Origin of the sequence: Streptomyces sp. CB00316, assembly GCF_001905595.1 — a bacterium.
Lineage (GTDB): Bacteria > Actinomycetota > Actinomycetes > Streptomycetales > Streptomycetaceae > Streptomyces.
This window is the reverse complement of record NZ_LIXI01000003.1, coordinates 610,906-623,329: the sequence shown is the minus strand read 5'-3', so window position 1 is coordinate 623,329 and position 12,424 is coordinate 610,906. Positions and strand designations below refer to the sequence as shown.

Genomic DNA, 12,424 nt, shown 5'->3' with positions numbered 1-12,424 from the left:
ATTACGCCGGAGATATCGCCTATGCGCTGATCCGTTACCGTCCGGCGATTCTCGCGTTGTACGGGCATGCGGGCCTCGTGCACCGCAACAACCCCCCTTCCTTACAAGGAGTTCTGATGTCGCGTATTACGAAGGTCGCCGCTGTCATGGCGGGCACCGGTGCCCTCATCGCCGGCGGCGCCGGCATGGCCACCGCGGACGCCGGTGCGCAGGGTGCGGCCATCGGGTCCCCCGGTGTCCTCTCGGGCAACGTCGTCCAGGTTCCGATCCACGTGCCGGTCAACATCTGCGGCAACACCGTCAACGTGATCGGGCTGCTCAACCCGGCCTTCGGCAACACCTGCGTCAACGCCTCCGGGGGCCACGACAACAAGGGCCACGACGGCAAGGGCGACTACGGCTACGGCCGCTGATCACTCCGCTGCACCGAAGCGGCCGGCTCCTCCTTCTCCGGAGGGGCCGGCCGTTTCGCTGTCCGCTCAGGCGTAGCGGTAGACCTTGCTGTGGTCGAGGAGCTTCCTGGGGGTGACGTTCCACGGGGGCATCGGGTCGTCGAGGCCGAAGACGTAGTCGCGGTCCCGGCCGGGTGAGGCGGGCTTGCGGCCCGGCAGGTAGGCGGCCTTGGGGTGCGCCTTCCGCCAGCGGTCCCAGAGCAGGTCGATGAACGAGTGGTGGAGCCAGAAGACCGGGTCCTCGGGCGAGGCGGCCCCGGCCATCGGGCCGCCGACCCACTGGTGGACCCGGTTGTGGTTGCCGACCGTACGCACCCGGTGGATGCCCCAGCCCTCGATGCGGTTGCGGAACCCCTCGGTGCTGATGCTGTTCCACGGCTCGGTGTCGTAGACCGGGTCCTTCAGCGCCCGCGCCACGTCGTCGGCGGTGGGGAGGGAGACCGGGTTGTTGCCGGGCCTGCCGAAGTTGCGGGTCAGCCAGTTCTGGTCGGTGACCCCGGCGCCCACCTTCCAGTTGCCCGCCGCGAAGGCGAACGGACCGGTGGTGACGCGCCGGTCGCCGGTCCTGCCGTTGCCGCCGAGGAAGTCCTCGGCCCAGAGCGAGGAGGTGGTCGAGCGGTCCTGGGTCCAGTCCCAGTAGGGGACGCTCACCCCGGGGTCGACGGCCTGGAGGGCCTGCTCGAACTCCAGCAGGTAGCGGCGGTGCCAGGGGAAGAACGAGGACGTCATATGGGCGGGGCGCGGCCGGTTCTCCGTGTCCATGACGTAGTACTCGCGGTGCATGACGACGAAGTCGTCGTAGCGGCCCGACTTCTTGAGCTTCAGGATCGCGTCGACGAGACGCCGCTTCTCGGTGCGCGTGAGGTCGCGCTGGTTCTTGCGGGTGTACACCGGTTCGGTTCCTCCTGGTTCATGTGCGGTGCGACGCTCACTTGTGGTGCCACGTTCGCCTGTGGTCGGGGGCGGGGAGCGCGAGGCGGGCGGTGCCGAGCTCGTCCACGGCGGCTCGGGCCGTCTCGCGGAGCGTGGGGAACGACTCGTAGTGCGTGACATCGCTCAGATACGTGCCGTCCGCGCGCCGCATGACGTGCAGCGGGCGGCCGTCGATGCGGATCTCCGTGACCGGCTCGGTGTCGTGCGTCCCGGCGCCGCCCGGCCCGCCCGCCGGGACCAGGACGGTCACCGAACCGCGGATCTCCCGGCCCCGGTACATCTCGGCGAACTCCTCCGCACGGGCGGCGGTGTGGCCGGGCCCCTTCGCGGGCGCGGGGGCGGTGCCCGGCTCGCGGTCGTGGACCGGCAGGAGGACCGCGGCGGTGCCTCCGGCCACGGCCGCGGTGAACGCGGTGCGCAGGACGATCCGGCGCGACGGACGGCGTGTTCCACGCGGTGCGCCGCCGCCCGGATCCGTGGTTCGGCTCATGGTGACTGCCTCTCGTTGACGCCCCTCGGGGCTGCTGTTGGTGGCGATGGTGGCAACGAGACGGCGCCGAAACGGTTCTCGTGGGCGCGGCGTGCTGCGCGTTCCGTCAAACGCGTGACCGTGCACGGCCATCCGCGCGGGAGGCCCGCGTCGCGCGGTGCGCCGCGCGCACCGGACCCGACGATGACCTGGCGAACTCGTGGAGGTGGATGGACATGACCGTTCCGAATCAGGTGTCCGACGATCGTGCGGCCCGCATCGATCTCGCCGACCCGGCTTTCTGGCAGCTGCCCCGTCCGGAGAGGCTCGGCGCCTTCGCCCGGCTGCGGCAGCTGGAGGCACCCGTGCTGTTCACGCCCCGGCCGGGCACCGCCCGTACCGCCGGCAAGCCGTTCTACGCCCTGGTGCGCCACGCGGACGTGCTGACCGCGAGCCGTACCCCGAAGGTCTTCGCTAGCGCGCCGGGGGTCACCACCCCGGAACCGGCCGGCTGGGCGAAGGCGCTGTTCGGGAACTCGATGGTCAACATGGACGGGCCCGAGCACGCGGCGCTGCGCCGGATCATCTCCCGGCGCTTCACCCCCCGGCTGCTCGCCGCCACCGAGGAGAACATCGGCCGGCTGGCCGGGCGTCTGGTGGACGAGATGATCGCCGAGCGCCCGGGCGACTTCATGCCGTCGGCGGCCTCGCGGCTGCCGCTGGAGGTGATCTGCGACCTGATGGGCATCCCCGAGGAGCACCGGCCGCGGATCGCCGAGCAGATCGACCATGCCTCCGAGCACGTCGGCGTCGAGCGCCGGGGCCGGGCCAGGCTGCGGATCCCCGGGCGCGGTCTCGCGTCGCTGGCGATGATGCAGCTCGTCATGGCGCGTCTGGCGCGCGAGCGCCGCCGCCACCCGCAGGACGACCTTGTCTCGGCCCTGGTGCGCGCGGACATCGACGGCGAAGGCCTCTCCTCGCGGGATCTGGGCGCCTTCTTCTCGCTGCTGCTGGTGGCCGGGGTGGAGACCACGCGCAACGCGATCGCGCACGGGCTGTTCCTGCTGGACCGGCATCCGGAGCAGCGGGAGCTGCTCCGGTCGGACTTCGACCGGTACATCGGGGGTGCCGTCGAGGAAGTCGTCCGCCATTCGACGCCGATCATCCAGTTCCGCAGGACCGTCGTATCAGAATTCGAGCTGGGCGGCCGGACCTTTCTTCCCGGGGAGAAAGTCACACTGCTCTACGCGTCCGCCAATCGCGATGAATCGGTTTTCACCCGTCCGGATATCTTCGACATCACCCGGTCGCCGAATCCGCACCTGGGTTACGGGGGCGGCGGCCCGCACCACTGCCTCGGCGCCCACCTGGCCCGCCTCGAAATGACGGCCCTTTTCAGGGAACTGCTCACCCGACGGCCCGTCATCCGGCGGACGGGCGATCCGACGCTGATCGATTCCAATTTCGACAACCGCGTCGGCTCCCTGCCCTTCACCCTCGACTCCACCGTCACCTGAACGGCCCGTTCGCAACGCCGCATACGATAAATGGACCACTCTATTCGCGTGCGGTGCCGGATGATGAAACTCTCTTCCCATCGGGCCGAACCGGCCGGAATTTCCTTGCAGCCAGGAGGAGTCATGCCGGCCAAGCGCCGACTCATCACCACATGCATCGCCGCGGCCGTTCTCAGTCTCCTGGCAGGCGGCGGCATCGCCGGACAGCTGCCGCCGGGCACCGATTCCGTGGACAGCGCCGCCCCGGGGCCCCAGGGCAGCAGAGGCTCCGGCTCCACCGCGCACGGCGCCTACCTGGACTACGGGCCTGCCGGGGTGAGCAGGATGGCGGACCTGTCCCGCTGGCTCGGCGGCGCGGAGCTGCGGGTGGGACACACCTACCTGCCGGGCGACCTGTGGGTGAACATCGAGGGGGCCCCCGACTTCCTGGACGCCTGGGCCGACTGGCGCAAGGCGGACAAGGACCGGATGTTCGTCCTCAACGTCCCCATGCTGGAGCGGAACGAGGAGCGCGTCCCGGACGCCCAGGTCCGCCGTCTGCTGCGGTCCGGGGCGGCGGGCGACTACGACCAGCACTTCACCAGGCTGGCCGAGCGCCTGGTATCGCTGGGTGTGCCGGACACGGTGATCGTGCTCGGCTGGGAGATGAACGGCACCACTTACACCCATCGATGCGGTCCCGATCCGGAGTCCTGGAAGGCGTACTGGCAGCGGATCGTGACGGCGATGCGTGCGGTGCCGGGCCAGGAGTTCCGTTTCGACTTCACGCCCAGCCGGGGGCGGGACGCGGTCCCCTGGACCGAGTGCTACCCGGGTGACGACGTCGTCGACATCATCGGGATGGACTCCTACGACCAGCCGCCCGGCGAGTCCTTCGACGACCAGATCAACGATCCGTACGGCCTCCAGAAGCACGTCGACTTCGCGGCGGAGCGCGGCAAGCCGATCTCGTTCCCGGAGTGGGGGCTCTTCCGCAACGGCGACAATCCGGAGTACATGCGCCGGATGCTCGACTGGATCGACCGGCACCAGCCGCTGTACCAGACGATCACGGACTACTGCCCGCACGGGGTGTGGCAGTGCAAGAGCAATCCGCGCTCCTCGCAGGTGTTCCGCACGAAGCTCGCCGAGATGGCGGCCCCGGTGAAGCCAGCCCCGAGTGCGCCTCCCACCACGGCCCCGAGCACGACGCCCTCCCCGACGCCGCCTGAGACCCCGACCGTCCCGCCGGCCGTACAGCCGTCGCCCACACCGTCGGTGCAGCCCACACCCGCGGCACCCGAGCCGCCGGCCACCCGCAGGTGGTGCGTCACCGTGCCGTTCGGGGACTGGCTGGGGCAGTGGCTGAAGGAACGCAGGATCTGCTTCCGCTACTGACCGCGCGCATGGAAACGGCTCCGGCCCTCCACTGGGGAGCCGGAGCCGTCCACCCACACGGGTCCAGCGCGGGGGCAGGTGGACAAGCAACCGCTTGTCACTCCCCCAACGGGGACACGGCCCGCCGCGTCACGCCGCCGAACGGGCGAAAGCCCGTACGCCCGCCCGGGCCGGGAAGCGGGCCGGTGCGCACTCGGGGGTGACGCGCGACCATGGAAACCTAGAGATGGTGGTGAGGTGCATGGCATCCGCCGACGAGGGCCCCCCGGCGGGGCCCGGCCCGCTGCCCTCCGCGGATCCGCGGGGCCCCGTGCGGCTGAGCGACGACGCGGTGGCGGTGATCGCCGGGGACGGCACGGTCATCGGCTGGACCCGCGGGGCGGAGGCCCTGCTCGGGTACACGGCCGCCGAGATGGTGGGCAGGTCCGCCGCCCTGCTGCTGGCCGGGGCGCCGGACACCCGGCGTGCGGCGGCGATCGCCGCCCGCAGCCGTGACGGGTCGGGGTGGAGCGGGCAGATCGCCCTGCTCGGCCGGGACGACCGGCGGATCGACGTCGACGTACGGGTCTCCGCCTCGTTCCTGGTCGCCGGGCGCGAGGGTTTCCTGGTCTCCGGGCGGGAGCGCACGCCGCGGTGGACGGTGGACGGGTCGGTGCTGGAGGGGTTCCTGACCCGGTCGCCGGTCGGCATGGCGGTGATGGATCCGGAGCTGCGCTACATCTGGCTCAACGACACCCTGGAGCGGTTCGGCGGGGTCCCCCGGGAGCAGCGCCTGGGGCGGCGGCCCTCCGATGTTCTGCCCGGGCTGCTCGCGGCGCCCATCGAACGGCTCATGCGGCAGGTCCTGGCGACCGGTGTACCGGTCACCGACTACGAGTACCTGGGCTGGAGCTGGGCCGACCCGAACCGCCGGCGGGCCTATTCGAGCTCGTTCTTCCCGCTGGCGGACGCCGAGGAGAACCGGATCGGCATCGGCTACATGGTGCTGGACGTGACCGACCGGTGGAACGCCCGCCGGCTGCTGGCGCTCGTGAACGAGGCGGGGGCCAGTATCGGCTCCACCCTGGACGTGCAGCGCACGGCCCAGGAGCTGGCCGACTTCGTGGTGCCCCGGTTCGCCGACTTCGTCTTCGTCGACCTGCTGGAGACTCCGCTGGGCCGGAACCGGCCGGACGCGCCGCTGCCCGGCCCGGGGACGCAGGGCGGCAGGCCGCCGATGCGCCGGATGGGGATGAGTTCGGTGCGCGAGGGGTGCCCGGAGGCCGTGGCGCGGGTCGGGGAGAGAGTCGAGTTCGTGCCGCCGCCGCACGACGTCCACCTTCTCTTCGACGGTGACCCGGTCCTCCTTCCGATGCTCGACCCGGACAGCCACGCGTGGGCCGTGGAGCACCCCGCGCGGGCCGCCCGGATCCGCGAGTTCGGGCTGCACTCGCTGATCTCCGTACCGATGCGGGCGCGGGACACCGTCCTCGGGCTCACCACCTTCATGCGGTCGCAGAACCCGGTCCCGTTCGACGAGGACGATGTGGCGCCGGCCCGGGAGCTGGTGGCCCGGGCCGCGGTGTGCGTGGACAACGCCCGGCGCTACACCCGGGAGCACACCGCGGCGCTGGTGCTCCAGGAGAGCCTGCTGCCGCACACCCTGCGCGGCGGGACGGCGCTGGACGTGGCCTCCTCCTACCTCCCGGCGGATGCGAAGGACGGCGTCGGGGGCGACTGGTTCGATGTGATCCCGCTGTCCGGGGCCCGGGTCGGCCTGGTCATCGGGGACGTGGTCGGGCACGGGATCAGCGCGGCGGCGACCATGGGGCGGCTGAGGACCGCCGTGCAGACGCTGGCCGACATGGACCTGGCACCCGACGAGCTGCTGGCCCGCCTGGACGACCTCGTCACGCGGCTGAGCGAGGAGGAGCCGGCGGGCGGGAAGGCCGACCGGGGCGGCACGACGGTGCTGGGTGCCACCTGCCTCTACGCCGTCTACGATCCGGCGACCCGCTGCTGCACGATGGCCCGGGCCGGGCACCCGCCGCCGGTGATCGTCACCCCGCAGGGCGCGGTCAGCTTCCCCGACCTTCCCCTCGGCCCGCCGCTGGGCGTGGGCGGGCTCCCCTTCGAGTCCCTCGACGTCGAGCTGCCCGAGGGGAGCCTGCTCGGCCTCTACACCGACGGCCTCATCGAGGGCCCCGAGAAGGACATCGAGCAGGGCAAGGTCCGGCTGGGCCGGGCGATCTCGCGGGACGGGCTGCCGCTGGACGAGCTGTGCGAGGCCGTGGTGAAGGAGCTCCTGCCCGTTCCGCAGCCGGACGACATCGCGCTCCTGCTCGCCCGCACCCATGCCCTGCGGCCCGACCGGCTGGTCTCGTGGGAGGTGCCGCTCGACCCGGCGGCCGTCGGGGCGACCCGGGACAAGGTGGCCCGCCAGCTGGAGGCGTGGGGTCTTGACGAGCTGACGATGACGACCGAACTGATCGTCAGCGAGCTGGTGACCAACGCGATCCGGTACGCCTCCGGCCCCGTACGCCTGCGGCTGCTGCTCCAGTCCGTGCTGACCTGCGAGGTCTCCGACGCCAGCAGCACGACTCCCCGGCTGCGGCACGCCCGTACGACGGACGAGGGCGGACGCGGGCTGTTCCTCGTCGCCCAGCTCGCCCGGCGGTGGGGCACCCGGTACGCGCACCGGGGGAAGATCATCTGGGCGGAGCAGGGGCTGCCGTCGTCTCCGCCTGCGCCGGTATCTTCGGTCGGGTCTCCTCCGGTGTCTCCTCCTTCCGGCTGAGCAGCCGGGTCAGCGCGCCGCCCGCCCGGATCAGCTCCTCCCAGGTGCCCTCCTCGACGATGCGCCCCCCGTCGAGGACCGCGATGCGGTCCGCCCTACGGACGGTGGCGGGGCGGTGGGCGATGATGAGCGTCGTACGGGAACGGGCCAGGGAGTCCGCCGCGAGCGTCCGCGCCAGCTCCGCGTCGCCCCGGTGGTCCAGGTGGGCCGTCGTCTCGTCCAGGACGAGGACCCGGGGGCGGCCGAGCAGCCCCCGGGCCAGGGCGACCCGGGCGCGCTGACCGCCGGAGAGGGTCGCGCCGCGTTCGCCGACCGGGGTGTCCAGGCCCTGAGGCAGCGCGTCGGTGACGGGGATGAGGCCGCAGGTGCGGACGGTGGCGGCCAGTTCCTGGTCGGTGGCGTCGGGGGCGCCGAGGCGGAGGTTCTCGGCGAGGGTCCCGTGGAAGAGCGGGGCCTCCTGGCCGACCACGCACACGGCGTCCCGCAGGTCGTCCTCGGCGAGGTCCCGCAGGTCGACGGGGTGGGCGGGGTCCCGGGGAACCAGCTCCACCGTGCCTTCCTGCGGGTCCCAGTAGCGGGCCAGGAGATGGGCGACGCTGGTCTTGCCGGCCCCCGACGCGCCGACGAGTGCCACCGTCTCGCCCGGCCGTACGGTCAGGTCGAGCCCGTCCAGCACGGGGGCAAAACCGTAGCCGAACCGTACGCCGCGCAGCCTCAGGCCCAGCGGACCCGCCGGGGCGGGGAGCGGGGAGACGGGGGCGGGGGCGCCGGCTGGGGCGTTCAGCGCCGCGCGGACCCGGGCGGCGGCGGCACGCAGACTGCCCGCCCGGCCCAGCGCGGCCGCCGATTCGGCCACCGGGGCCAGGGCGCCGAGGGCGAGGGCCATCGCCGCCGGGGCCCAGGCGCCGTCGAGCCGCCCGCCGCCCGCCGCATGGGCGGCAGCGGCCACCACCCCGATGACGGCGCCCACGACGAGCAGATCGCGGGCCGCGCCGGCCCCCGTCTCCCAGGCCTGCTCGGCGCGCTGGGCGCGGGCGAGGCGCCGGCCTCCGGACCGCAGCCGGGCCCGCGTACGGTCCAGGGCGCCGGCCATCAGCAGCTCGCGGAGGCCGTCGACACTCTCCACGCTCTCCGCGGAGAGGTCGCCGAGCGCGGCCCGGGTCCGCGCCCCGCGCTCGGCCCGGCCCCGCGCTTCCAGCAGGGGCGACCAGAGGAGCAGCAGGGCGGCGGGCACGACGGCGAGGAGCAGCCAGGGCCCGAGGACACCCAGCAGGGTGGCGGCCACAGCGAAGACGATCCCGGAGGCGAGGAGTTGGGCGATGGCGTGGGCGTAGAAGAACTCCAGCGCCTCCACATCCCCGAGCGCGGTCGCGGCGAGGTCACCGCTGCGGCGCCCCGCGATCCGGGCGGGGGCGGAGCGGGCGAGCCCGTCGAAGACCCGGACCCGAAGTTCGGCCAGGACGCGGTAGGCGAGGTCGTGCGAGAGGTCCATCTCCCGCCAGGTGGCGAGCGCCCTGAGCAGGACGAGCCCGATGAGGACGGCCACGGTCGTGGGCGAGGGGGCCCGCTGCTCGATCACCGCGGTGCCGACGGTGTGCGCGGCGAGGGTGACCAGGGCGACCAGGGCCGTCTGGTCGACGAGGGCGGCGAGGCAGGTGCGCAGGACGGTGGCGCGGTGGGCGCCGAGGACGGGGAGGAGGGAGCGGAGGGCGCCGGTGTCGTGGGGGGCCGATGCCTTCACGGGTTCGGACAGGGGTGCGGGCTGGGACGGTGTCATGCGGCGTGCTCCTCCTGGGCGGTGCGGCCCGCTTGCTCATGGGCGGTGCGGCCCGACGCGACGAGCGTGGCGTACACGCCGCCGCCAGCCAGCAGTCCGCTGTGGTCGCCGGACGCCTCGACCCGGCCGCCGTCGAGGACGACGATGTGGTCGGCGTGGCGTACGGCGTCGAGCCGGTGGGCGACGACGAGGCAGGTACGGCCCCGGCTCGCCGCCGGCAGCTCCCGGACGATCCGGGCCTCTCCCCGCTCGTCCACCGCGCTGGTGGCCTCGTCCAGGATCAGGACCGGTGCGTCGGCGAGGAGGGCGCGGGCCAGGGCGAGCCGTTGGCGCTGGCCGCCGGAGAGCGTGGCGCCGCGTTCGCCGACGAGGGTGTCGTACCCCTTGGGGAAGGCGGTGATCTCCTGGTGGATGCCCGCCGCCCGGGCGGCGGCCCGCAGCTGTACGTCGGTGGCGTCCGGCCGGGCGATGCGCAGGTTCTCGGCGATCGTGGCATGGAAGAGGTATGTCTCCTGGGAGACGACGGCGATCCCCCACCTCAGCGAGGCGAGGGTGTACGCGGCGGTCTCGGTACCCGCGATCGTGACGCGCCCGCTGTCGGGGTCGCGCTGGCGCAGCAGCAGGCTCAGCAGGGTCGACTTCCCGGCACCGGAGGGCCCGACGATCGCCGTCGTCCGCCCGGCGGGTGCGGTGAAGGTGACGCCGTCCAGGGCGGGGCGCTCGCTCGTCGGGTGGGTGAAGTGGACGTCCGCGAAACGGATTTCGGGGGCGGTGTCCCAGCGGGCCTCCACCGTCCCCCGGTCGGCGACGGCCTGCTCGGCGGTGCGCAGGGCGGCGATCCCGTCGGCGGCGGAGACCCCGAGGTAGCCGGCGTGCCATTCGCGGGAGAGGTCGCGGATGGGGCGGAAGCACTCGGAGGCGAGCATGAGCAGGAGGTACGTCCCGGTCGCGGCGGTGCGTCCGGTGGCCGCCGAGGAGCACGCCACCAGGACGGCGGCGGCGGTGCCGCCCTGGACGGCGAGGTCGGTGAGGCCGGTGTCGACGAGCGAGACCCGGAGTTTGGCGACGGTCGCACGGTGCAGCGCCGCCGACCGCCTCTCCAGACGGTCCCGTACGCGGCCCACCGCGCCGGCCGCGCGCAGGGTGGCCATGCCCTGCAGAGCCTCGAGGTAGTCGGCGGCGAGGGCTTCGTAGGAGTCCCAGTGCTCCTTGCCCCGACGGGCGAGCAGCCGGTCCCACCCGCGCGGACCGAAGAGTGCGAGCAGCAGGGCCAGGCCGAGTGCGAGCGCGGCGTACGGCTCGATGAGCGCGACGGCGACGAGCAGGAGGGGCGGGACGGCGGAGGTGATGAGCGCCTGGGGGAGGTAGCGGGAGACGTACGCGTCCACGCCCTCGACGCCGTCCACGAGCGTGGCGCGTACGGCTCCGGCCCGCGCACCGGTGATCGCGGTGGGCCCGAGTTCGCCGAGGCGGGACAGGAGGGTGTCGCGGAGCCGGATCCGGACGGCGGCACCCGCTGTGACGGCGGTCAGCCGCTGGACCCGGCCGAGCGCGGCGCGGACGAGGACGACGGCGAGCACGGAGAGGAGGAACGGCGTCAGGCCGGACGTGTCTTGCTGGGCGATCCGGGAGAGGACGACGGCGAGCAGCACGGCTTGCGCGAGGTGGGTGAGGGTGACCGCGGCGAGCAGCGCGGTCGCGCCGCCGAGGGGACGGCGGGCGGTGCGGGCGGCACGCAGGAGTTCGGGGTGGAGCATCATGGGCGTTCTTCCTTGCCCGAGGGGGGCGGTGGGGCGGAGGGTGTGGGATCGGCCGGCCCGGCGAGAGCGAGGCCATGGACGATCCAGTCGTGTCCGGGGGCGTCGCCGAGCGCGGCGCCGAGGTCGGCCTGCTGCCAGGAACCGATGGGGCGTGATCGGAGCCCGAGCGCGGTGGCGTGGGCCTGGGCGACCCCGGCGGCGTAACCGGCGGTGAGGTGGCTGCCGCGGATCTGAGCAGGCGGGGCGTCGGCGGGGCAGCCGTGGGCGACCAGCACCGCGCCTGCCGTGCCGATCCACCGCTGGCCCGCCGCCCAGCGGGCGAGGGTGGGGCGCGCGTCGCCGGAGGCGAGGATGCCGGCGGTCGTGAGGAGCCCCGGGGTGTCGCCGCCGACCGCTGCGGCCCAGCCGGGGCCGTCCGGCCGGGCGCCCTCGGCGGTGGCCAGGACCTGGGGCAGTAGTTCCGGGGCGGGCGGGTGCGCGAGGTCGGAGGGGGCGGCACTCCTTCGTGTGCGGAGCGTGTCGTCCGTCACCGGGGCGGGGCGGGCGGCCGGGTGCCAGGTGGCGTCCGCCCTGGTCGCCAGGTACGTCAACAGGTGCCGGGCAGCGGCCAGTTCGCGGGGCGGGGCGTTGCCGGCACCCGGTTGCGGGATGGGGGCGAAGGTACAGGGGAGGGCTGCCCAGGCAGTGAGCGGGTCAGTTGAGGGGAGGGGCCCAGGTGTGGACGGCAGCCATACCGCCGCGAGCGGGAGTTCGGGTTCGACGCCGGGCCATCGGGCCTGCCGATCTGCCGCGCGGGGCAGTCCCGCCGCCGTGGCGAGCTCCTCGCCGTCCGCGTCGAGACAGACCCGTACATCACCCGGGGCAGCGGCGAGCGCCAAGGCGGCCGCCGCGTGACCGGCGTCCAGCAGAAGCAGCGGCCAGGCGCGGTGCCCGTAGTGCGCGACCGTACGGGCGACCGTCACGGTGAGGACGACGACGGCTCCCGGGGGCGCGTCGGCGGCGGCCCGGCCGCGCGGGTGGGCACGGTGGGCGCGCGGGTCGTAGGCATAGCGCCCGGGCGGCAGCGTGCAGCCGGGGCCGACGAGCAGGTGAGCCCGTACGGGATGCAGAGCGCCCGCCGAGGCTACGGGACGCAGTCGGCCACCTGAGTTCCGGGGCGCGGCGAGGGACAGCTGCAGAACACGGTCCAGATCCACCCCTCCCCCGGCCCCGGCCGGGTGCAGCCCCGGGCCGCCCCACGGGAAGGCGCGCTCCGGCAGGTACGGGACGGTGCGCGGCACCCGGGGTGATCTGGCGTCGGCCAGCGCTCGGCTCAGGAGGCCGGAGGCTGCGGGAGGAGCCTGGGTCATGGGAACGCGCTCCT

9 protein-coding genes are annotated in these 12,424 nt (G+C 73.7%); 4 read left to right on the top strand and 5 right to left on the bottom strand.

The window, feature by feature from the left end:
- Positions 1 to 116 precede the first annotated feature (116 nt).
- The gene (locus AMK21_RS10865; protein ID WP_073876569.1) at positions 117 to 413 is read left to right on the top strand and encodes a chaplin; all 297 of its coding nucleotides are present in this window, start codon (positions 117 to 119) and stop codon (positions 411 to 413) included.
- 66 nt (positions 414 to 479) lie between these two features.
- Here the strand turns inward: AMK21_RS10865 and AMK21_RS10860 are convergent, their stop codons facing one another.
- Together AMK21_RS10860 and AMK21_RS10855 are read right to left on the bottom strand one after the other, a co-directional pair.
- The gene (locus AMK21_RS10860; RefSeq protein WP_073876568.1) at positions 480 to 1,343 is read right to left on the bottom strand and encodes a tyrosinase family protein; all 864 of its coding nucleotides are present in this window, start codon (positions 1,341 to 1,343) and stop codon (positions 480 to 482) included.
- Positions 1,344 to 1,380: 37 nt separating this feature from the next.
- The gene (locus AMK21_RS10855) at positions 1,381 to 1,875 is read right to left on the bottom strand and encodes a tyrosinase family oxidase copper chaperone (protein WP_073876567.1); all 495 of its coding nucleotides are present in this window, start codon (positions 1,873 to 1,875) and stop codon (positions 1,381 to 1,383) included.
- A 215-nt stretch (positions 1,876 to 2,090) separates the two neighbouring features.
- On the opposite strand from AMK21_RS10855, the gene AMK21_RS10850 reads away from it, so the two are divergent.
- The 3 genes from AMK21_RS10850 (at position 2,091) to AMK21_RS10840 (ending at position 7,524) form a co-directional block, all read left to right on the top strand.
- Positions 2,091 to 3,371 (top strand): cytochrome P450, encoded by a 1,281-nt coding sequence (locus AMK21_RS10850; protein ID WP_073876818.1) that lies wholly within the window; start codon positions 2,091 to 2,093, stop codon positions 3,369 to 3,371.
- A gap of 123 nt (positions 3,372 to 3,494) precedes the next feature.
- A complete protein-coding gene (locus tag AMK21_RS10845; protein ID WP_073876565.1) occupies positions 3,495 to 4,748 on the top strand; it encodes a glycoside hydrolase family 26 protein in 1,254 nt (417 codons plus the stop codon).
- A 241-nt stretch (positions 4,749 to 4,989) separates the two neighbouring features.
- Positions 4,990 to 7,524: a SpoIIE family protein phosphatase gene (locus tag AMK21_RS10840; protein ID WP_073876564.1), complete on the top strand. Its 2,535-nt coding sequence runs from the start codon at positions 4,990 to 4,992 to the stop codon at positions 7,522 to 7,524.
- Here AMK21_RS10840 and AMK21_RS10835 read toward each other — a convergent pair.
- Genes AMK21_RS10835 through AMK21_RS10825 form a run of 3 tightly spaced genes read right to left on the bottom strand, consistent with a single transcriptional unit; the run spans position 7,436 to position 12,410 of the window.
- Complete coding sequence (locus AMK21_RS10835; RefSeq protein ID WP_073876562.1) at positions 7,436 to 9,301, bottom strand: ABC transporter ATP-binding protein; 1,866 nt, start codon at positions 9,299 to 9,301, stop codon at positions 7,436 to 7,438. The two genes, AMK21_RS10840 and AMK21_RS10835, sit on opposite strands and share 89 nt — an antisense overlap.
- Complete coding sequence (locus AMK21_RS10830) at positions 9,298 to 11,061, bottom strand: ABC transporter ATP-binding protein/permease (protein ID WP_073876560.1); 1,764 nt, start codon at positions 11,059 to 11,061, stop codon at positions 9,298 to 9,300. Before AMK21_RS10830 ends, AMK21_RS10835 begins: the two co-directional genes overlap by 4 nt.
- Complete coding sequence (locus AMK21_RS10825; RefSeq protein ID WP_073876558.1) at positions 11,058 to 12,410, bottom strand: nitroreductase; 1,353 nt, start codon at positions 12,408 to 12,410, stop codon at positions 11,058 to 11,060. The genes AMK21_RS10830 and AMK21_RS10825 overlap by 4 nt, the downstream gene beginning before the upstream one ends.
- Positions 12,411 to 12,424 lie beyond the last annotated feature (14 nt).

Coding starts and splice junctions, on each gene's coding strand:
- AMK21_RS10865 (WP_073876569.1), top strand. CDS start 117: ATGTCGCGTATTACGAAGGTCGCCGCTGTCATGGCGGGCACCGGTGCC.
- AMK21_RS10855 (WP_073876567.1), bottom strand. CDS start 1,875: ATGAGCCGAACCACGGATCCGGGCGGCGGCGCACCGCGTGGAACACGC.
- AMK21_RS10850 (WP_073876818.1), top strand. CDS start 2,091: ATGACCGTTCCGAATCAGGTGTCCGACGATCGTGCGGCCCGCATCGAT.
- AMK21_RS10845 (WP_073876565.1), top strand. CDS start 3,495: ATGCCGGCCAAGCGCCGACTCATCACCACATGCATCGCCGCGGCCGTT.
- AMK21_RS10840 (WP_073876564.1), top strand. CDS start 4,990: ATGGCATCCGCCGACGAGGGCCCCCCGGCGGGGCCCGGCCCGCTGCCC.
- AMK21_RS10835 (WP_073876562.1), bottom strand. CDS start 9,301: ATGACACCGTCCCAGCCCGCACCCCTGTCCGAACCCGTGAAGGCATCG.
- AMK21_RS10830 (WP_073876560.1), bottom strand. CDS start 11,061: ATGATGCTCCACCCCGAACTCCTGCGTGCCGCCCGCACCGCCCGCCGT.
- AMK21_RS10825 (WP_073876558.1), bottom strand. CDS start 12,410: ATGACCCAGGCTCCTCCCGCAGCCTCCGGCCTCCTGAGCCGAGCGCTG.